Here is an 18,192-nt window from a genome sequence, read left to right as displayed (position 1 = left end):
CACCGAGTGCCAACGGCCCGTTCCGGGTCCGAACAAGAACAAGAGGCATGAATGAAGATGAACGCGATCCTGGAAAACAAACCCGCGCTGGCGCCCAATCGACATAAACGCCGGTGGCCGACCGAACTGAGTATTTTCCTGGTGCTGATCGGCATCGGCCTGATCTTCGAGGTTTTCGGCTGGGTGGTGCGCGACCAGAGCTTTTTGCTCAACTCTCAGCGTCTGGTGCTGATGATTCTGCAGGTGTCGATCATCGGCATGATCGCCATCGGCGTCACGCAAGTGATCATCACCACCGGCATCGACCTGTCATCGGGCTCGGTGCTGGCACTCACGGCCATGATCGCGGCGAGCCTCGCACAGTCCTCCGATTACAGCCGCGCGGTGTTTCCGTCGCTGACCGACCTGCCGGTCTGGATACCGGTGATCGCCGGCCTGGGCGTCGGCTTGCTGGCCGGCGCGATCAACGGCAGCATCATTGCCATCACCGGCATTCCGCCGTTCATCGCCACGCTGGGCATGATGGTGTCGGCGCGCGGTCTGGCGCGCTTCTATACCGGCGGTCAGCCGGTGAGCATGCTCAACGATTCCTACACTGCCATTGGTCAGGGGGCCATGCCGGTGATCATTTTCCTGGTGGTGGCGGTGATCTTTCACATCGCCCTGCGCTACACCAAGTACGGCAAATACACCTACGCGATCGGCGGCAACATGCAGGCGGCGCGCACGTCGGGGATCAACGTCAAGCGTCATCTGGTGATCGTGTACAGCATCGCCGGGCTGCTGGCGGGCCTGGCCGGTGTGGTCGCTTCGGCACGCGCGGCCACGGGGCAGGCCGGGATGGGCGTGTCCTACGAACTCGACGCCATCGCCGCTGCGGTGATCGGCGGCACCAGCCTGTCAGGTGGGGTCGGCCGGATCACCGGAACAGTGATCGGTGCGCTGATTCTGGGCGTGATGGCCAGCGGATTTACCTTCGTAGGCGTCGATGCCTATGTACAAGACATCATCAAAGGGTTGATCATCGTCGTCGCGGTGGTCATCGACCAATACCGCAACAAGCGCAAACTCAAGCGCTGATGCCGAGATGAAGCGAAAAAAGGGCCTGGTTTCAGGCCCTTTTTGTTTTGCTGCGAATTTGAACCGACGGTGACGCGACAGGTCAGAGACCGTCGATGCGAAAATGCCCCGGACACCGGTTTCACTCAATGCCACCGGGGATTTCAGGGCTTGTTGAGCGAATCCTGATCAATTATGTTGCCGAGTACGGTACCCGGCCTTAGACTGCCGCCCCTCGTAAATTGAGTGCCAGGTGGCGCTTGGAGACTATGGCGCTTTCGTCGTTACGCTGAGGCGCTCCTTAATTCGCCTTAATGCACGTTTTTTTATAGAGAAATCAATGACCAAGGAAAAGTTGCTGGCGATGCCGGCCGATGACTACATGAACGCCGAGCAGCACGCTTTCTTCACAGCGTTGCTACAAGACATGAAAGTGGAAATCCATGAGCGCATCGAGCAAAGCCGTATTGCGATTGAAAGCCTGGACACGCCGGCCGACCCTGCCGATGCCGCTTCTGTGGAAGAAGAGCGCCACTGGCTGGTGAACGTGATCGATCGCGATCAGCGCATGCTGCCACAGCTGGAAATGGCCCTGACGCGCATTGCCGAAGACACCTTTGGCTGGTGCGACGACAGCGGCGAGCCCATTGGCCTCAAGCGCCTTCTGATCAGCCCGACCACCAAATACTGCATCGAAGCTCAAGAGCGTCACGAGCAGATCGATCGCCATCAGCGTCAGGCCTGACGATCCGGGTTCGGCTGCCATCCCCCGGCAGTCGAACCGCGTGAACTGCCGCTCGCTGACTGAATAAATCCGACCGACTACCACCAACGGTTGATAGCGCATGGCCGCTATCTGGCGTTTAATGCTTTCAAAATAATGAAAAGCAGGGTGGGTCAGTTATGGCTGCTAATGGAAGTACGGACACGTTCGCCCCGCAACCGGCCGTTGGCCGGCACATCGCCAGAATGTGGCTGACCCCGACGCTGCAAAGTGTGGCTGTCAGCCTGTCATTTGCGGCCATGATCCAGATTGACGCCCCTGTTTACCTCGCACTGCCTTTCGCGCTGCTGGCAATCTGGCTGCCGCGTTTTTTCACGCCGCGGGCGCCCGTCGTCGAACATGGCGATGGCGAAGAGGCGATCAGCCTCCTGACCCGCGATCTCTCCCGCAGCACCAGCCACAATGCCCTGTCGGCGGCCGCCGTGGCGTTTTCCGTCAGGCAACTGGCGGGCAAGTTGCAATCTCAGGTGGACGCGGCCGAACAGATCGTCAGCAGCGCCGATGTGATGATCGCCACTGAACGTGCAACCTCCGCGTTAAGCCAGCAGGCGCTGGGCGCCGCCAGTCAGGCCCGGGAAAGCAGCGACGCCGGACTGGCCGTGCTCAACCAGTCGATCGACCTGATGCATCAGCTCAGCCAGCGTGCCGATGACAGCCGCGAGTCGATCGAGGCGCTCAGCCAACGCAGCGAGGACATTCAGCGGGTGACAGCCGTTATTCAGTCCATTGCCAGCCAGACCAACCTGCTGGCGCTGAACGCCGCCATCGAAGCCGCCCGAGCGGGCGAACACGGTCGCGGTTTTGCAGTGGTCGCCGACGAGGTGCGGGGGCTGGCGGGACGCACCGCTACGGCCACTGGAGAGGTCGGCGCGATGGTTGCCGATATCCAGCAGCGTACCGCTCAGGTGGTGGAGCAGATTCGTCAGTTGTCCGGCGATCTCGATGGCGGCGTCGCGCAGGTCGAAACCACCGGCCAGCAACTGGGCAGCATTGCCCGGCTGGCCGTGGACGTGGAAAGTCAGGTCGGCGAAATCGCCCGCGGTGCCCAGACCAATCAGGAGCAATTGAGCAGCCTGTTCGTGGCGGTCGAGCAGATGCGCAGCGACCTTGCCATCAGCGACGACCAGACCCGGCGCCTGGCGCAGTCGGCGGTGCAGATGGAAGGGCAGGCCGAGACTATCAGCGAACGGCTCGCCCAGGTCGGTCTGGATGATTACCACCAGCGCATTTACGATCTGGCCCGTGAGGGCGCCGGTCAGATCGCGCACAAATTCGAACAGGACATCGATCAGGGGCGCGTGGCCCTCGCGGATCTGTTCGATCGCAGCTATCAACCCATCGCCAACACCTCGCCGGCCAAGTACCAGACCCGCTTCGACCGTTACACCGACCAGGTGCTGCCCGCCATTCAAGAGCCTTTGCTGTCTCGACACGAAGGATTGGTGTTTGCCATTGCCTGCACGCAGCAAGGGTATGTGCCTACGCACAATCAGGCGTTCAGCCGCCCGCTGACTGGCGACGCTGCCGTCGATACGGTGCAGAACCGTACCAAGCGTAAATTCGACGATCGCACGGGAATCCGCTGTGGCAGCCACCAACAGCCGGTGCTCCTGCAAACCTACACCCGCGACACCGGCGAACTGATGCACGATCTGTCCGTGCCGATCATGGTCAAGGGACGCCACTGGGGCGGTTTGCGCCTGGGGTATCGACCGGAGGCCGGCGTCGCTGGCAAGGGGTAGGTTTACGGCGTTTTGTAAGGTGGCGAAACCTGGGCGGGCTCAACGTGAGTCCGTGGCGTTCAATTTCTGTTCCGAATGTTTAACGCGGTGGATAAAGCGCTGGGGTTTGTAGGTTGAACAGCCTATGAGCGCTTTATCGGTCTGAGATTCAAGTGGGAAGTTTCTGAAGCGTTGTCTGGCCAATTGACGATGTTTCGAGTGCGAGCATTCTGTGGGTATGTGTCCGGATATGTAGACCGGGCGGGATCCAGTACTCAAGGATGACTCTCATGAAAACCACCCCTTTGAAGCCGCACGCTGACGCTACCTTGCTCAACGCTCTGGAGGTCACCGTGCGGATCGGCCTGTTCTTCGATGGAACCGGCAATAACCGCGTCAACAGTCAGATCGGCGCCGATTGTCAGGCGATGTCTGAAGTGTATGCCAATGCCCACATCAAGGAATGCGGCGGGCGCCACAGCGACCCCGACAGCAGTTATGCAAACGATCTCACCAATATCGCCAGGCTGGCGGCGCTTTACCGTGATCAACCTCGCGCCCATAACGCGGGCGATGGGCTGAAAGTCTATCGGTCGATTTATATCAGCGGCGTCGGCACGACGTCGGGCGGCAGAGACTCAAGACTCTCCGGTCAAGGGTTCGGTCGCGGAACGACCGGCGTCGTCGCAAAGGTGTCCAGAAGCATCAAGAAGATCGCCGATGTGCTTGCCACCTTTCGCGGCGATAACCCCGGCTGCGTCATCGCCGCGCTCGAGTTCGACGTCTTTGGATTCAGCCGAGGGGCGGCGTCGGCGCGTCACTTTGCCAATGAAGTGCTCAAGCAGGCCAAAGGCGCGCTGGATGGGGTGCTCGATGCCCGCAACCTGCCGTTTGTGCCTGATTTCTCCTGGTCCGGCGGCCATGTGCGGCTCAACGTCATCGGGCTGTTTGACACCGTCGCCGCGGTGGGCGGGTTGTCCGATCTGGGCAATGTCCGGGACAGTGTGAATAACCGGGTCAATCTGTTCCTCCCCCCCGGATGCGCACAACAGGTATTGCATCTGGTGGCGGGGGATGAGCATCGGCGGAATTTCGCCCTCAACAGCGTCAGGCCGCACTGGGAAAAGGAGATCGTTCTGCCCGGCAGCCATTCGGATGTGGGGGGCGGCTATCAGCCTCAGGCGCTTGAGCGGGTTGCTCTCAGCCGGCCACTGCGCAGTCTGGTGAGCGCCGATACACCATTCGACAGCACCGAGGCGTGGCTGCAGGCTCATGCGCAACTGTCCGGGCTCAACGCCCAGCGCTGGCTCGACCCCGACGACGACAGTGCCCGCCTGGGCGTCGAGTGCATCGAGCGGGTAGGACCGCGGATGCGCGGCATGAAGACCGTGGTGGCCACGGTCATGCTCGAACGACGGGTGTTCGGCCATCTGTCACGGATTTATCTGAGGCTCATGCACGCGTTGGCGTGTGCGCAAGGCGTGCCCTTCGAGGCGATTGTGGATTCGCCGGCAACCAGCCTGCCGCCCGAACTGCGCGGGATCGCGGACCGCCTGATCGCGTTTGGCCAAGGCGAAGCGCCGCCGCTCGACGAGGAGGATATGACGATCCTGTACCGGCGCTACATCCACTGCTCGGCCCACTGGAACAACTCGTTTGGCAGTCGTGATTCCCTGGTGGGCAATTTGTTCGTGCACGCGCCTGGCGATAATGGTCGACAGGCGTTCATGAATGTCGGGCAGCCCGGTTATCCACATTGAGGGCTGAAAGTGTGTTGCCGATCATGCAAATCACCTATTCCTGGGATAGCTTTTTCCGACGCAGGGCCACCCTTATCATGGCGCCATCGCTGAATGCTCAAGAGATCCCTGGAGGATGGCATGCGAAGCAATATCGATATCGCAGTGATGATCGGTCAGGGCGTACCCGCGTCGTTTCGCCAGCGGGGCCTGCGCGTCTGTTGGGTCGTGCTGATCAACGGAGAGCAGCGCGGCACGGCGTTCGAACGCCGCGTGGAGGCCGAAGAGTGCCGCAGTGCGTGGATGCAACAACTGACAATGGCGGCCTGACCGGGCCGCCATTGTCTTTACGTCGGTTTACTTTTTTGGGTGAAGCCGCTCGTTGAGGTCATCGACGATGGGCGCCCACTCGCCGTCGGCGCGCAGTTCCTCCTTCAGATACCTGGCCTGTTGCGGTGTCCAGAAATCCGCCTCGATCAGCTTCACATCGTCCGGCAATTGATGTGCGGCGACGAATGCGTCGATGCTGGCCTCGTCCGAATCCAGTCCCAACTGGTCGAACAACGCTTCAAGTGTGGGTTGAGTCATGTCCATGTCTTTCTCCTCGATGGGCTCGACGCCCGAAATGTACTGAGTGATTGGCGTCATCGACTCCGTGCATATGTGAGTATCGGGGACCGGCAAGAGTTCTAACGATCTGCCGTATCGATTCAGCTCGAACGGCGCCATGCATGGAACCGACTGCACACAGGGTGCCGGTGACATTCGTGTACAAAATCTGTGAGATTACGGACGAAAGGCATATATCCCGTATAGACTCACTGCCGGTAGAATCCGTGTTCATGCCAGCGCCCGGCTTCAGGGGCGCACTTTTTTTCATGTCGAATTTTCCTTGCCTGGCCCTCGGCCGGGCAAGTTCCTATCAGGTTGGGGGTTGGTACATTGGCAGTAAGTAATCTGGATACCCATGCGTTATTCGTGCTGGGAGATTTGCGCGCGAAGTTGGTGAAGCAGTTCCAGGCACGTTTCGTTTACGTTATCGAGCAGTCCCCCGAAGGCATTTACATGTCTGAAATCGACACCGAGACGGCTCTGGTGGTTGACGACAAGCCACGCCTGGAATTGAAAGTGGGTGACCATTTCCGCGCCTCGGTACTGCCCAGCCGTGAAGGCGGCAAGTTTGAAATCAAGTTTCGCGACATCAAGATGACCATATATGGTCTGGGCGAATACGCGTTCGTTGAAGTGCCGGAAGGCCACGGCATCGTGTTCAAGGAATCCCAGAGCGTGTTCATGGTATTTGCCGCCCATGAGCAGATTCAGACCGGCCTGAGCAAAGTGCTCAAGTCCGCCACCGCCAAGGCCGCCAAGTGGCGCAAGGGCGAGCTGGTGTTCAAGGCCAGCGAGTAAGGCACCCCGGCAGGGCCTGTGATCCTGGCTCGGGTCGGGCAGCGCGCGGCGTCGCCACTGACGATCATTTCCCCTCGTGGCGCCCTTCGGAAACTTCCGGTGGCACGTCGTCGTCACCGGCCATGCGCTTGCGGAACAAACCGGTTCTGGCCAGCAGCAGCGTCGTCACCGGCACCGTGATCGCCAGCAGAATCGGAATCAGCCAGGCGTGCAGCACCAGCGCGCTCTTCGTCGCCGAGAAGTAGATGATCGACGCAAGTGCGACGCACCAGGCGCCGAGCGTCGACGCCAGCGCCGGCGGATGCATGCGCTGGAAAAAATCCTTCATCCGCAACAGCCCGATCGCACCGATCAGGGCGAAAAGGCTGCTCAGCACCAGTAACACTGCCGTCAACACTTCAACCCAGAACGGCAACACGTACAGCGAATTCATTCGATCACCTCGCCACGCAAGAGGAATTTGGCCAGCGCGAACGAGCCGACGAAGCCGAACAGGGCGATCAACAGCGCCGCTTCGAAGTAGGTGTCGCTGGCGTAGCGGATGCCCAGCACCAGCATCATCAGCATCGCCAGGATGTACAGATAGTCCAGCGCCAGTACGCGGTCTTGCGCCGAAGGTCCCTTGAACAGGCGGATCAGAGTGAGGACCATGGCGAACGCGAACACCGACAGGCTGAACAGGATCGCTTGGGTGAGCAGGCCGCTCATTGAAAAATCTCCATCAAAGGGCGTTCGTACGTGGTCTTGAAGTGTTCGATGAACCGGGCTTCGTCATCCAGATCGAAGACGTGCATCAGCAGAACGCTGCGGTCCAGGGCCAGTTCCGACCACACGGTGCCGGGCACCACGGTGCAGATCATCGACAGGGCCGCCAGGCCGTTGGCGTCGCGCAGGTCCAGCGGCACCTTGACGAAGGCCGAGCGTGGCGGCCGGCTGCGCGCGCGCAGGATGCCCCAGGCCACGGCGAGGTTCGACGACACGACGTCGCGGCCCACCTGCACAAACAGCCTGATCGCCACGAACGGCTTGCGAATGCTTACCGGCAACGGCCGCAGCGGGGCGAACATCAACGGCGCGACAAGCCCCAGCAGCAGGCCGAGCAGCAGGTTGCCGGCGCTGAGGGACAGGTTGAGCAACAACCACAGGGCACAAAGTGACAGTGACAGCAGCGGAGCAGGGAACAGGCGCTTCACGGCTGCACCTCCGACGTCGCGGTGATCGGACCCGGCACCGGCTTTGCGGCCATCACCGACAGCACGTATTGCTGTGGATCATGCAGCGCCTGCGCGGTGTCCTCGGTGTAATGCAGCAGCGCTTGAGCCTTGAATGTCAGCACGATCGAGCAGCCAAGCAGAATCGCGATGGGAATGCACTCGTTCAGGCGCAACAGCGGTGACGGGCGTTCCTGCGGGGTCCAGAAGCGCTTGATACCGACGCGCACGAAGGCAAACAGCGACGCCAGACCGGAAACGATCAACAACGCCACCAGCGTCCAGCTGTCGCCTCGGATGGCCTCATCTTTCGCCACGTCCAGGCCCAGCGGGTTGAGCAGGGCGCTGATCAGCGTCAATTTGCCGAGGAAGCCCGACAGCGGCGGCATGCCGATGATCAACAGCGCACAGGCAATGAAACTCAGGCCCAGGAAGGCCATCGTCCAGGGAATCACCTGACCGACCAGCGCTTTCTGTTCGTCGTCCAGATTGGTGCCAGGCACGGGATGCAGCGATTCCAGCGCCTTGGGCAGCTGGTCGGCGTCTTCTTCGAGCGCAATATCGTTGGCCGAGCGAGAACGCTCGATCAGCTCGGCCAGCAGGAACAGCGCGCTCAGTGCCAGGGTCGAGCTGACCAGATAGAACAGCGCGCCGGCCGTGAGGCTTGGCTGGGCGAAGCCGACGGCCGACAGCAGAATCCCTGCCGAAACCAGAATGCTCAGGCTGGCCATGCGCTCCAGGCGCTGGGCGGCCACCACCGAAACGGCCGCCACGGTCAGCGTCGCCATCCCGCCCCAGATCAACCACTGACCGCCGAAGAACGCCGATGCGCCCGCTTGCCCGGAAAACATTAGCGTCCACAGACGCAACAATGTGTAGGCGCCGACTTTGGTCATGATCGCGAAGAGCGCCGCCACCGGCGCGCTGGCGGCAGAATAGGCCGGCACCAGCCAGAAGTTGAGCGGCCACATGCCGGCCTTGGCGAGAAACGCCACCGCCAGGATGGCAGCGCCTGCGTGCAGCAGGCCCAAGTCAGCGTCCGGCACCTGCGGAATCTTCACGGCGAGGTCGGCCAGGTTCAGGGTCCCGGTAACGCCATAGATCAGCGCCGCACCGATCAGAAACAGCGACGAGGCCAGCAGGTTGATGGTGATGTAATGCAGGCCGGCCGACACCCGCGCGCGGCCGGACCCGTGTAGCATCAGGCCGTACGATGCCGCCAGCAGCACCTCGAAAAACACGAACAGGTTGAACAGATCGGCCGTCAGGAACGCGCCGTACAGGCCCATCAGTTGGATCTGGAATAGCGCGTGAAAGCTGGCGCCCGCCCGGTCCCAGCGTGCGAGGGCGAACAGCAGCGCGCAGAAGGCGACGATCCCCGTCAGCACCAGCATCAGTGCCGAGAGATGATCGATCACCAGCACGATCCCGAACGGCGATTCCCAGTTGCCTGGCAGGTACACGCCGATCGATCCGGTGGTGCCGGTTTTTTGCACCCACATCATCAGCGTGATGGCGATTCCCAGGCCCAGCGCAGTCGACAGCAGATTGATGCGCGCCTTCAAGGGTCTGTGTTTCTCCCCCAGCCAGAGCATCAGCGCAGCGGTCAGCACCGGCAACAGGATCGGCGCGACGATCAGTTGATTCATGAGGCTCATTCACTGCTCTCCCGACCGTCCACATGGTCGTTGCCGGTCAGGCCCCGAGAGGCCAGCAGCACCACCAGGAACAGCGCGGTCATGGCGAAACTGATGACGATGGCCGTGAGCACCAGCGCCTGCGGCAGCGGGTCGGTGTAGTTGAGCAGGTCCTGCGGCACGCCGTCCTTGATGATCGGCTCCTTGCCGATGAACAGACTGCCCATGCTGAAGATGAACAGGTTGACGCCGTACGACAGCAGGCACAGGCCCATGACGACTTGAAAGGTCCGCGGGCGCAGGATCAGCCACACCCCGGAAGCGGCGAGCACGCCGATGGCAATGGCAATGACTTCTTCCATCAGATGGCTCCTTGGGAAACGGGACTGGCCGGTTCAGCCGGTTCGATCGGCTGCGGCAGCGAGGTCGGACGATGACTGCGCACCGACTGGTGGGCCAGCGCGGTCAGAATCAGCAGCGTCGAGCCGACCACCACGGCGTAGACGCCGATGTCGAAAAACAGCGCACTGGCGACGTGAACATCGCCCAGCAGCGGCAGATGCAGGTGCGCGGTGTGGGTGGTCATGAACGGATAACCCAGCGCCATCGAACCCAGCCCGGTCGCCAGGGCGAAAAACAGCCCGGTTCCCATCCAGCGCAGCGGGCGCAGGCTCATGTTCGCCTCGACCCACTGAGTGCCGGCGACCATGTACTGGAGAATGAACGCCACCGACATCACCAGCCCGGCGACAAAGCCACCGCCCGGCTGGTTGTGGCCGCGCATGAACAGGTACATCGACACCACGAACGCGACCGGCAGCAACAGGCGTACCAGCACCGCGGGCACCATCATGAATCCCAGCGCAGTGTCTTTGGCGTTTCGCGGGTTCACCAGATCGGTGACCACATCGCGGGCCAGCAAGCGTTGTTGCGCGGGCAGGGCGATGCTTTCCCGGGGCGGGCGGAAACGTCGCAACAGGGCGAAGACCGTCAGCGCCACCACGGCCAGTACGGTGATTTCGCCGAAGGTATCGAAGCCGCGGAAATCCACCAGCATGACGTTCACGGCATTGGTGCCGCCGCCCTGTGACAACGCGCGACTCAGGTAGTACTCGGAAATCACGTTGGGCGTCGGGCGCGTGAGCATGGCGTAGGACAGCAGCGCCATGCCGCCGCCGACCGCCACGGCCAGGACGAAGTCACGCACGCGTCGTGCCCGGGCGCGGTTGCGCGAGCGAGTCTTTGGCGCGACGTTTTCATTGCGTCGTGGCAGCCAGCGCAGACCCAGCAGAATCAGGACGGTGGTCACCACCTCGACCACCAGTTGGGTCAGTGCCAGATCCGGCGCGGAAAACCAGACGAACGTGACGCAGGTCATCAGGCCGCAGACGCTGACCATCGTCACGGCTGCGAGGCGGTGATACTTGGCTTGCCAGGCCGCGCCGAGGGCGCAGGCAATCGCGATCAGCCACAGCATGACGAACACGCCGGAGCCCGGAATCTTCGGTCGCTCACCCCAGGTCAGCCCGCCGTCGAACATCGGCACGAAGCCTGCCACCAGCGCGGCGAGCACCATCAGAAACAGCTGGGCCTGCAGCCGCCGGGTCGTCAGCAGGCGCTCGAACAGGCGCGCGGTGCGCAGCATGTTCACCAGCGAGCGCTCGAACAGGCGCTTGCCGTTGAGTCGCCACATCAGCGGCGGACCCTTGAAACGGTCGCGCTTGAAGCGCGGCCGCAGCAGCAGATACAGGACGATCCCGGCGCCCATGGCGATCAGGCTCATGATCATCGGCGCGTTCCAGCCGTGCCAGATTGCCAGGCTGTATTCGGGCAGCGCGCCGCCGACCACCGGTTGCGCAGCGGCGGCCAGCAGCGGGCCAACCGACTGCGCAGGAAAAATCCCGACGATCAGGCACGCCAGCACCAATAACTCGACCGGCACGCGCATCCAGCGAGCCGGCTCGTGGGGCGTGTGCGGCAGGTCGGTGGCTTTCGGGCCGAAGAACACGTCGACCGTGAAACGCAGTGAATAAGCGACGCTGAAGGTGCCGGCGATGGTGGCAATGATCGGCAATGCTGTCTCCACCCAGGCAGTGGAAGTGATGAAAACGGTCTCCGCGAAGAACATTTCCTTGGACAGGAAGCCATTGAGCAGCGGGACGCCGGCCATTGCCGCACTGGCCACCATGGCCAGGGTCGCGGTGTAGGGCATCAGCCTGATCAGGCCACTGAGTTTGCGGATGTCCCGCGTGCCGCTTTCGTGATCGATGATCCCCGCCGCCATGAACAGCGAGGCTTTGAATGTGGCGTGGTTGAGAATGTGAAACACGGCAGCGACAGCCGCCAGCGGGCTGTTCAACCCCAGCAGCAAGGTGATCAGACCCAGATGGCTGATGGTCGAATACGCCAGCAAGCCTTTAAGGTCGGTCTGGAAGATCGCCGAATAGGCGCCGATCACCAGCGTGCAGGCGCCCGCGCCACTGACGATCCAGAACCACTGTTCACTGCCGGACAGTGCAGGCCATAGCCGCGCCAGCAGAAACACTCCGGCTTTGACCATGGTCGCCGAATGCAGGTACGCGGAGACTGGGGTCGGCGCGGCCATGGCGTGAGGCAGCCAGAAATGGAACGGGAACTGGGCGCTCTTACTCAGCGCGCCAATCAGAATAAGAGTCAGCAGAACGGGATAGAGCGCGTGGGCGCGAATCGCATCGCCGGACGCCAGCACGCGGTCCAGATCGTAGCTGCCGACGACGTGGCCCAGCAGCATCACGCCGACCAGCAGCGCCAGACCGCCCGCGCCGGTGACCATCAGTGCCATGTACGCGCCGCGTCGGGCGTCGGCGCGGTGGTGCCAGTAGCCGATCAGCAAGAACGAGAAGACGCTGGTCAGCTCCCAGAAAAACACGATCTGAATCAGGTGCCCGGACATTACAAGGCCAAGCATTGCGCCCATGAACGCCAGGAAAAACGAGAAGAAACGCGGTACGGGGTCGTCCGGAGACATGTAATAGCGGGCGTACAGCGACACCAGCGTGCCGATGCCCAGCACCAGCATGGAAAACAGCCAGGCAAAACCGTCCAGACGCAACACGAAGTTCAGCCCAAGGCTGGGCAACCAGAAAAACTCCTCGCGGATGACCCCGCCGTGCGCAATCTGCGGATACCACAACGCCACCTGCACGGCGCCGATCAAGGCGATCAGGCCGGCAAGGAGGGATTCAGCATTGCGTGCGTTGTGCGGCAAAAGCGCCGCCAGACAGCTGCCGATGAAAGGCAGAAGCAGTAGAACTATCAGAGACATAGGTTTCTAATCTGCGCAAAAATGTCAAGGATCATACGTGCCGGGTGATGCATCACCAACCACCAAGATGTCGCAGAATCCTACAAAGTCAGTAGGCAGCAGCGTAGTTGACCTGTGTGAACCGGCGTCAGGCGCGCTCAAGACCAGTAAGGATTGGCTCATTAATTCATTTAAGCGACAATGCCCGCCAGTTTCCGGAGCACCTCATGTCTGAATCCATCGAAAGCCTTTGCGCTGACGCCGTCCTTGACGCCACAGGTCTCAATTGCCCTGAGCCGGTCATGATGCTGCATCAGAAAGTGCGCGACCTGCCGGCCGGTGGCTTGCTCAAGGTCATCGCCACCGATCCGTCGACCCAGCGCGACATTCCAAAGTTCTGTGTTTTTCTCGGTCATGACCTGATCGAGAAGCAGGCCGGCGACGGCGTTTTCCTCTACTGGATCCGCAAGAAGCAGGATTGAGTCCCGTCTCTGACGCATCAGACTGGCTGCGCGGTGCTCTAGCGCCTACACTGCCGCGACTCCAGGAGCCCTCACATGCGCATAGTTGCCGACGAAAACATTCCACTGCTCGACGCCTTTTTTTCCGGCTTCGGTGATATCCACCGTTATCCGGGGCGCACCCTGGATCGCGCCGCGGTTGCCGATGCCGATATCCTGCTGGTGCGCTCGGTGACCAGAGTCACCCGCGAACTGCTCGAAGGCACGCCGGTTCGCTTCGTGGGCACCTGCACCATCGGCACTGATCATCTCGATCTCGATTATTTCCATCAGGCCGGCATTCAGTGGTCCAGCGCCCCCGGCTGCAATGCCCGCGGGGTGGTGGATTACGTGCTGGGCAGCCTGTTGACCCTGGCGGAAATCGAGGGCGTGGCGCTTGCCTCCCGCACATACGGCATCGTCGGCGCGGGGCAGGTCGGCGGTCGGCTGATCAAGGTGCTGCGCGGCCTGGGCTGGAATGTGCTGGTGTGCGACCCGCCGCGTCAGGCCACCGAGGGTGGCGACTACGTCAGCCTTGACGAGATCATCGCGCGCTGTGACGTCATCAGTCTGCACACACCGCTGAACAAAACCGGCGATCAGCCGACGTGGCATCTGTTCGACCGGGCACGTTTGCAGCAGCTGCAACACGGCGCCTGGCTGATCAACGCCGCGCGCGGCCCGATCGTGGATAACAGCGCCCTGCGCGAGGTGCTGCTTGAGCGCGAAGACCTTCAGGCCGTACTCGACGTCTGGGAAAAGGAGCCGGTCGTGGATGTCGAACTGGCCGAGCTGTGCGTCATCGGTACGCCGCACATCGCCGGTTACAGCCTCGACGGCCGCCAGCGCGGCACCGCGCAGATCTACCAGGCGCTGTGCGCGCACCTCGGACAACCGGCGACGATCGAGCTCGCCGATCTGCTGCCCCGGCCCTGGCTGGCAAACGTCACGCTCGATGCGGCCACCGATCCGGCCTGGGCGCTTAACATGCTCTGCCGCGGCGTCTACGACCCGCGCCGCGACGACGCCGACTTGCGCCGCAGTCTGGTGGGCGACGCCAACAGCCAGCGCCTGGCGTTCGATGCACTGCGCAAGCATTACCCGCCGCGTCGGGAAATCGATGCGCTGCGCGTGAGTATCAATGGTGAGTCAGCCGCACTGAGCCAGATCGTTCAGGCGCTGGGGGCGGTCTGGGTACACGAGTGAAACTTACTCGGCGTATCGGGTGATGTAGCCCCAGAGCGAATCCGGAAGGCGAGGCGGGATCTGCTTCCAGAATCTGCGCAGGCGGGCCAGTGCGGCATAAGCTTCTTCCCAGGCGTGCGTTCGATCTTCGCCTGTCACCGGTGCTTCCACCAATGCAATAAAGGTCGCGTAGCTGCAAGGCTGCGCGAACGCCTCACTGCGTTCGATGCGATGGGTCTGTTCCTTCACGGTGATGGTTGCGCCGCTTTCATCGGTGAACACAACAGGCGTCAGCGTGTTGATCCGCTCGCAGCAGCTGCTGCACAGCATTCTGCGATTTTTCAACGCGCCAAAACCGCGCTCATACATGCTGATGGTTGAGCCGCTGACACGCATACAGGCGGTTTCGAAAGCGTTGAGAATGACCTCGGCGTTCTCAATACTGGCTTCGATGGTGGCGATATCGACGAAGCGCTCCAGGCTGCCGCTTTCCAGCGCGTTGAAGGCGCGCTTGACGGTCGACAGATGCACGAAGTCCTTCTTGCAGGCGATCAGGTGCACGTCAAATTGATAATCCGCCAGTTCCGGCCCGGTGATGAGGGTGGCGAAAGCCTTGGTGTCCAGCGCCGTTTCCAGAATGATGTTGTATTTGTTCTGATGAGCATGGGCAAATATCAGGCTGCACAACTCCCAGATAAATGACTCCGTGTGCATATACCGCCGGGTGACGTCCTGATTGGCGAATTCCACATAGCGCGGGTGCAGTTCGCGCAGGTCTTCGGAGTAGAGGCGTACGAAGTTGGCGTAGCGCGCATCTTTGAGCAAGTGGTTGTTCAGCATGTAAGTCTTGCCTGAACCCTGAACGCCGGCCACGACAAGAATTTTGGGTGCGGGCTGGCCGTCGGCGTCGATGTCACGGCGCACGTTGAACAGCTTATTTTCAAGTTTTGAGTAAACGGCGTTCAGCTCTGCGGGGGTGTAGCTAAAACGTGAAGCAGACATGTGTTCTTCCTTGGGTAACGTCGATCAATAATGAAGCCAAGGACGTAATCTGAGGTTTGAGAGAGAAGCAACCCGACAGGGCGAGGCGTTTATTACTGCATGTAACGCTGCTGCGATAAGCGTGCAGGCATAAAAAACCCGGCTGATGGGCCGGGTTTCAAGTGAGGCTGATCATCACTCTTGTTTTTCGGGTTTGACCCAGTATTTTTCGCATTCCTGACATGCGGCCTGAACCATTTCTTCAGTAATCAGGACTTCTTTCCCGTCCTTGTCGAGAATGGCGCCACCCAGCTGAAGCTTGGGTTGGGCCCGGACGACGGGTTCTTGACTGCTGCTGTGCAAGCTCATGGCCTGTCTCCTCATCAGGTTGTGCGCTTCATTTACCCACGCTTGCATGGTCGCGCCACGACATCCTTGAGCGCCGAAAGCGTTGACTCAGTGCACCAGAATCCGCCTCGGATCTCCAGCCTTCGGTTAGATCGATTGCTTATACCGATTGATTGGACAGATCCACTCTCACACGCTGGCTTTCGTCACGACGCGGCTCAAGTGGCAGCGTGGGCACCCAGTGAAAGACTGGATCGGGCACGTTGAGTTCAGCGAAACACGACGAGCGTAGCAAGGGTGGGCGGTGTAGGCTTGGCGGCTGGCTCGTCTTATGGGTGCATCAAATGGCTTCAGTATTTTCCGGGCGTCAGCGCCATGCCATCCGTCTGGCGATGCGCATGCTCGCGCCGTACCGCAAGCAGGCCATTGCCGCGCTGGTGGCGCTGATCGTCACTGCGGGCATCACGTTGTCGATGGGCCAGGGCATTCGACTCATGGTCGATCAGGGGTTCATGACCCGCTCGCCGACGCTGCTCAACGAAACCATCGCACTGTTCATGGTGCTGGTGCTGGCCCTTGCGGTGGGGACGTTCACCCGTTTCTATCTGGTGTCCTGGATCGGTGAGCGAGTGGTTGCCGATCTGCGCAAGCAGGTGTTCGACCATCTAGTCAGCCTCCATCCGGGCTTTTACGAGAACAACCGCAGCTCGGAAATCCAGTCGCGGCTGACCGCGGACACGACGTTGCTGCAATCGGTGATCGGATCGTCGCTGTCGATGTTCCTGCGCAACGCGCTCATGGTGATCGGCGGCGTGATGCTGCTGTTTTTCACCAATCCGAAACTGACCAGCATCGTGGTGATCGCCCTGCCGCTGGTGGTCGCGCCCATCCTGATCTTCGGGCGACGGGTGCGCAGTCTGTCGCGAGAAAGCCAGGATCGGGTGGCCGACGTTGGCAGTTACGTCTCCGAAGCGCTCGGGCAGATCAAGACGGTGCAGGCCTACAACCATCAGCAACAGGACCGCGAGCGATTTTCGCGGACCGCCGAAGACGCATTCGACACGGCACGCAAACGCATTCTGCAACGTTCCTGGCTGATCACGCTGGTGATCGTGCTGGTGCTTGGCGCGGTTGGCGTGATGCTGTGGGTCGGGGGCATGGACGTCATTGCGGGGCGAATTTCCGGCGGTGAGCTGGCAGCTTTTGTGTTCTACAGCCTGATTGTCGGCAGCGCGTTCGGCACCCTCAGCGAGGTGATCGGCGAAATGCAGCGAGCGGCCGGTGCGGCGGAACGGATCACCGAGCTGTTGCAGGCGCGCAGCGAAATTACCGCGCCCGCCGCTGACCTGCTGACGCTGCCCACACGCATCAGCGGGCAACTGGCGCTGGAGAACGTCAGTTTCGCCTATCCTTCGCGCCCAGAACGCAACGCCGTCGACGCCTTGACCCTGACCATTCAGGCGGGTGAAACGCTGGCGCTGGTCGGACCGTCCGGGGCGGGTAAATCCACGCTGTTCGATTTATTGCTGCGTTTCTACGATCCGCAGCACGGGCAGGTTCTGATCGAGGGCTTGCCTGCGCAGCGTCTGGACCCGCTCGACCTGCGTCGCTGCTTTGCCTGGGTTTCGCAAACGCCCGCGCTGTTCTTTGGCAGCGTCGAAGACAATATTCGGTACGGCAACCCCGCCGCCAGCGTCGAGCAGGTCGAGGCGGCGGCCCGTACCGCCCACGCCCACGAATTCATTCAGCTGCTGCCGCAGGGCTATCAGACCCATCTGGGCGATGGCGGGATGGGCCTGTCCGGCGGGCAGCGTCAGCGCCTGGCAATCGCTCGCGCGCTGCTGGCAGACGCACCGGTTCTGTTGCTCGACGAAGCCACCAGCGCTCTGGATGCGCAAAGCGAACACCTGATTCAACAGGCGCTGCCGACCCTCATGCAAGGTCGCACCACGCTGGTGATCGCCCACCGTCTGGCGACGGTACAGAACGCTGACCGGATTGCCGTGATGGACCAGGGAAGGCTGGTGGCGGTGGGGACCCACCAGGAGTTGATTGCCAGCAATCCGCTGTATGCGCGGTTAGCGGCGTTGCAGTTCAATGCGGGAGCGGAGCGGGTGGGGTGATGCTGTTTTGCCTGTGGCAGTGAGATTGCTCGGCGCCGCCATACGACGAAGACTGATTTCAACCGCTGCCTCTCAACAGCCTGCACCGGCCTTTTCCCGGCTGAAGCCGGTCCTACAGACGCTGCAGGCCTTTCGTAGGTCCGGCTTTAGCTGGGAAGGCCGGTCATACGGAAATTGCAGGCCTTTCGTAGGACCGGCTTTAGCCGGGAAG

At 61.5% G+C, this 18,192-nt stretch carries 18 protein-coding genes; 9 read left to right on the top strand and 9 right to left on the bottom strand.

Annotation, left to right across the window (positions count from 1 at the left end; translation table 11 throughout):
* The first annotated feature begins 57 nt into the window (after positions 1–57).
* The 5 genes from BMZ10_RS08775 to BMZ10_RS08755 all read left to right on the top strand — a co-directional run bounded on the left by BMZ10_RS08775 (position 58) and on the right by BMZ10_RS08755 (position 5,633).
* Positions 58–1,080 (top strand): ABC transporter permease, encoded by a 1,023-nt coding sequence (locus BMZ10_RS08775; protein ID WP_093462452.1) that lies wholly within the window; start codon positions 58–60, stop codon positions 1,078–1,080.
* A 319-nt stretch (positions 1,081–1,399) separates the two neighbouring features.
* Entirely contained in the window at positions 1,400–1,804 is a 405-nt protein-coding gene (locus tag BMZ10_RS08770; RefSeq protein WP_093460262.1) for a TraR/DksA family transcriptional regulator, read from the top strand.
* Positions 1,805–1,962: 158 nt separating this feature from the next.
* Positions 1,963–3,585 (top strand): methyl-accepting chemotaxis protein, encoded by a 1,623-nt coding sequence (locus BMZ10_RS08765; protein WP_093460259.1) that lies wholly within the window; start codon positions 1,963–1,965, stop codon positions 3,583–3,585.
* Between the two features lie 269 nt (positions 3,586–3,854).
* On the top strand, positions 3,855–5,324 hold the full coding sequence (locus tag BMZ10_RS08760; RefSeq protein ID WP_093460256.1) for a T6SS phospholipase effector Tle1-like catalytic domain-containing protein: 1,470 nt from the start codon (positions 3,855–3,857) through the stop codon (positions 5,322–5,324).
* A 120-nt stretch (positions 5,325–5,444) separates the two neighbouring features.
* Complete coding sequence (locus BMZ10_RS08755) at positions 5,445–5,633, top strand: hypothetical protein (protein WP_093460253.1); 189 nt, start codon at positions 5,445–5,447, stop codon at positions 5,631–5,633.
* A gap of 27 nt (positions 5,634–5,660) precedes the next feature.
* On the opposite strand, the gene BMZ10_RS08750 is transcribed toward BMZ10_RS08755, so the two are convergent.
* The gene (locus tag BMZ10_RS08750; protein ID WP_093462449.1) at positions 5,661–5,897 is read right to left on the bottom strand and encodes a DUF2789 domain-containing protein; all 237 of its coding nucleotides are present in this window, start codon (positions 5,895–5,897) and stop codon (positions 5,661–5,663) included.
* 348 nt (positions 5,898–6,245) lie between these two features.
* Here BMZ10_RS08750 and BMZ10_RS08745 point away from each other — a divergent pair, with 348 nt between their 5' ends.
* Positions 6,246–6,713, top strand: a complete 468-nt coding sequence (locus tag BMZ10_RS08745; RefSeq protein ID WP_093460250.1) for a hypothetical protein — start codon at positions 6,246–6,248, stop codon at positions 6,711–6,713.
* A 64-nt stretch (positions 6,714–6,777) separates the two neighbouring features.
* On the opposite strand, the gene BMZ10_RS08740 is transcribed toward BMZ10_RS08745, so the two are convergent.
* From BMZ10_RS08740 to BMZ10_RS08715, 6 genes are read right to left on the bottom strand one after another with little or no spacing between them, the layout of a single operon-like run.
* Positions 6,778–7,146, bottom strand: a complete 369-nt coding sequence (locus tag BMZ10_RS08740) for a Na+/H+ antiporter subunit G (RefSeq protein WP_093460247.1) — start codon at positions 7,144–7,146, stop codon at positions 6,778–6,780.
* On the bottom strand, positions 7,143–7,421 hold the full coding sequence (locus tag BMZ10_RS08735; protein ID WP_093460244.1) for a K+/H+ antiporter subunit F: 279 nt from the start codon (positions 7,419–7,421) through the stop codon (positions 7,143–7,145). The genes BMZ10_RS08740 and BMZ10_RS08735 overlap by 4 nt, the downstream gene beginning before the upstream one ends.
* The gene (locus BMZ10_RS08730) at positions 7,418–7,906 is read right to left on the bottom strand and encodes a Na+/H+ antiporter subunit E (protein WP_093460241.1); all 489 of its coding nucleotides are present in this window, start codon (positions 7,904–7,906) and stop codon (positions 7,418–7,420) included. Before BMZ10_RS08730 ends, BMZ10_RS08735 begins: the two co-directional genes overlap by 4 nt.
* Positions 7,903–9,582, bottom strand: a complete 1,680-nt coding sequence (locus BMZ10_RS08725; protein ID WP_093460238.1) for a monovalent cation/H+ antiporter subunit D — start codon at positions 9,580–9,582, stop codon at positions 7,903–7,905. The genes BMZ10_RS08730 and BMZ10_RS08725 overlap by 4 nt, the downstream gene beginning before the upstream one ends.
* On the bottom strand, positions 9,579–9,923 hold the full coding sequence (locus BMZ10_RS08720; protein ID WP_081568723.1) for a Na+/H+ antiporter subunit C: 345 nt from the start codon (positions 9,921–9,923) through the stop codon (positions 9,579–9,581). Before BMZ10_RS08720 ends, BMZ10_RS08725 begins: the two co-directional genes overlap by 4 nt.
* Positions 9,923–12,865: a monovalent cation/H+ antiporter subunit A gene (locus BMZ10_RS08715; protein WP_093460235.1), complete on the bottom strand. Its 2,943-nt coding sequence runs from the start codon at positions 12,863–12,865 to the stop codon at positions 9,923–9,925. Before BMZ10_RS08715 ends, BMZ10_RS08720 begins: the two co-directional genes overlap by 1 nt.
* 206 nt (positions 12,866–13,071) lie before the next feature.
* Between BMZ10_RS08715 and tusA the strand changes: the two genes are divergently transcribed.
* Both tusA and pdxB read left to right on the top strand, forming a co-directional pair.
* Positions 13,072–13,326, top strand: coding sequence for a sulfurtransferase TusA (tusA, locus tag BMZ10_RS08710; RefSeq protein WP_093460232.1), 255 nt, complete (start codon positions 13,072–13,074; stop codon positions 13,324–13,326).
* Between the two features lie 75 nt (positions 13,327–13,401).
* Entirely contained in the window at positions 13,402–14,550 is a 1,149-nt protein-coding gene (pdxB, locus tag BMZ10_RS08705) for a 4-phosphoerythronate dehydrogenase PdxB (protein WP_093460229.1), read from the top strand.
* Positions 14,551–14,553: 3 nt separating this feature from the next.
* Here pdxB and BMZ10_RS08700 read toward each other — a convergent pair whose 3' ends face one another.
* The gene (locus tag BMZ10_RS08700) at positions 14,554–15,531 is read right to left on the bottom strand and encodes a zeta toxin family protein (protein WP_093460226.1); all 978 of its coding nucleotides are present in this window, start codon (positions 15,529–15,531) and stop codon (positions 14,554–14,556) included.
* A gap of 174 nt (positions 15,532–15,705) precedes the next feature.
* Positions 15,706–15,879, bottom strand: a complete 174-nt coding sequence (locus BMZ10_RS27705) for a PA1571 family protein (protein ID WP_177182088.1) — start codon at positions 15,877–15,879, stop codon at positions 15,706–15,708.
* 323 nt (positions 15,880–16,202) lie between these two features.
* Between BMZ10_RS27705 and BMZ10_RS08695 the strand changes: the two genes are divergently transcribed.
* Entirely contained in the window at positions 16,203–17,981 is a 1,779-nt protein-coding gene (locus tag BMZ10_RS08695) for an ABC transporter transmembrane domain-containing protein (RefSeq protein WP_093460223.1), read from the top strand.
* Positions 17,982–18,192: the final 211 nt, after the last annotated feature.

Origin of the sequence: Pseudomonas sp. NFR16 (assembly GCF_900108875.1) — a bacterium.
In the GTDB taxonomy this organism is placed as follows: Bacteria; Pseudomonadota; Gammaproteobacteria; order Pseudomonadales; family Pseudomonadaceae; genus Aquipseudomonas.
This window is presented reverse-complemented; position numbering and strand designations above follow the sequence as displayed.

Excerpts from the sequence above, each read along its gene's own strand:
- BMZ10_RS08775 (WP_093462452.1), top strand. The coding sequence starts at position 58 with ATGAACGCGATCCTGGAAAACAAACCCGCGCTGGCGCCCAATCGACAT.
- BMZ10_RS08770 (WP_093460262.1), top strand. The coding sequence starts at position 1,400 with ATGACCAAGGAAAAGTTGCTGGCGATGCCGGCCGATGACTACATGAAC.
- BMZ10_RS08765 (WP_093460259.1), top strand. The coding sequence starts at position 1,963 with ATGGCTGCTAATGGAAGTACGGACACGTTCGCCCCGCAACCGGCCGTT.
- BMZ10_RS08760 (WP_093460256.1), top strand. The coding sequence starts at position 3,855 with ATGAAAACCACCCCTTTGAAGCCGCACGCTGACGCTACCTTGCTCAAC.
- BMZ10_RS08755 (WP_093460253.1), top strand. The coding sequence starts at position 5,445 with ATGCGAAGCAATATCGATATCGCAGTGATGATCGGTCAGGGCGTACCC.
- BMZ10_RS08750 (WP_093462449.1), bottom strand. The coding sequence starts at position 5,897 with ATGGACATGACTCAACCCACACTTGAAGCGTTGTTCGACCAGTTGGGA.
- BMZ10_RS08740 (WP_093460247.1), bottom strand. The coding sequence starts at position 7,146 with ATGAATTCGCTGTACGTGTTGCCGTTCTGGGTTGAAGTGTTGACGGCA.
- BMZ10_RS08735 (WP_093460244.1), bottom strand. The coding sequence starts at position 7,421 with ATGAGCGGCCTGCTCACCCAAGCGATCCTGTTCAGCCTGTCGGTGTTC.
- BMZ10_RS08725 (WP_093460238.1), bottom strand. The coding sequence starts at position 9,582 with ATGAGCCTCATGAATCAACTGATCGTCGCGCCGATCCTGTTGCCGGTG.
- BMZ10_RS08720 (WP_081568723.1), bottom strand. The coding sequence starts at position 9,923 with ATGGAAGAAGTCATTGCCATTGCCATCGGCGTGCTCGCCGCTTCCGGG.
- BMZ10_RS08715 (WP_093460235.1), bottom strand. The coding sequence starts at position 12,865 with ATGTCTCTGATAGTTCTACTGCTTCTGCCTTTCATCGGCAGCTGTCTG.
- tusA (WP_093460232.1), top strand. The coding sequence starts at position 13,072 with ATGTCTGAATCCATCGAAAGCCTTTGCGCTGACGCCGTCCTTGACGCC.
- pdxB (WP_093460229.1), top strand. The coding sequence starts at position 13,402 with ATGCGCATAGTTGCCGACGAAAACATTCCACTGCTCGACGCCTTTTTT.
- BMZ10_RS08700 (WP_093460226.1), bottom strand. The coding sequence starts at position 15,531 with ATGTCTGCTTCACGTTTTAGCTACACCCCCGCAGAGCTGAACGCCGTT.
- BMZ10_RS27705 (WP_177182088.1), bottom strand. The coding sequence starts at position 15,879 with ATGAGCTTGCACAGCAGCAGTCAAGAACCCGTCGTCCGGGCCCAACCC.
- BMZ10_RS08695 (WP_093460223.1), top strand. The coding sequence starts at position 16,203 with ATGGCTTCAGTATTTTCCGGGCGTCAGCGCCATGCCATCCGTCTGGCG.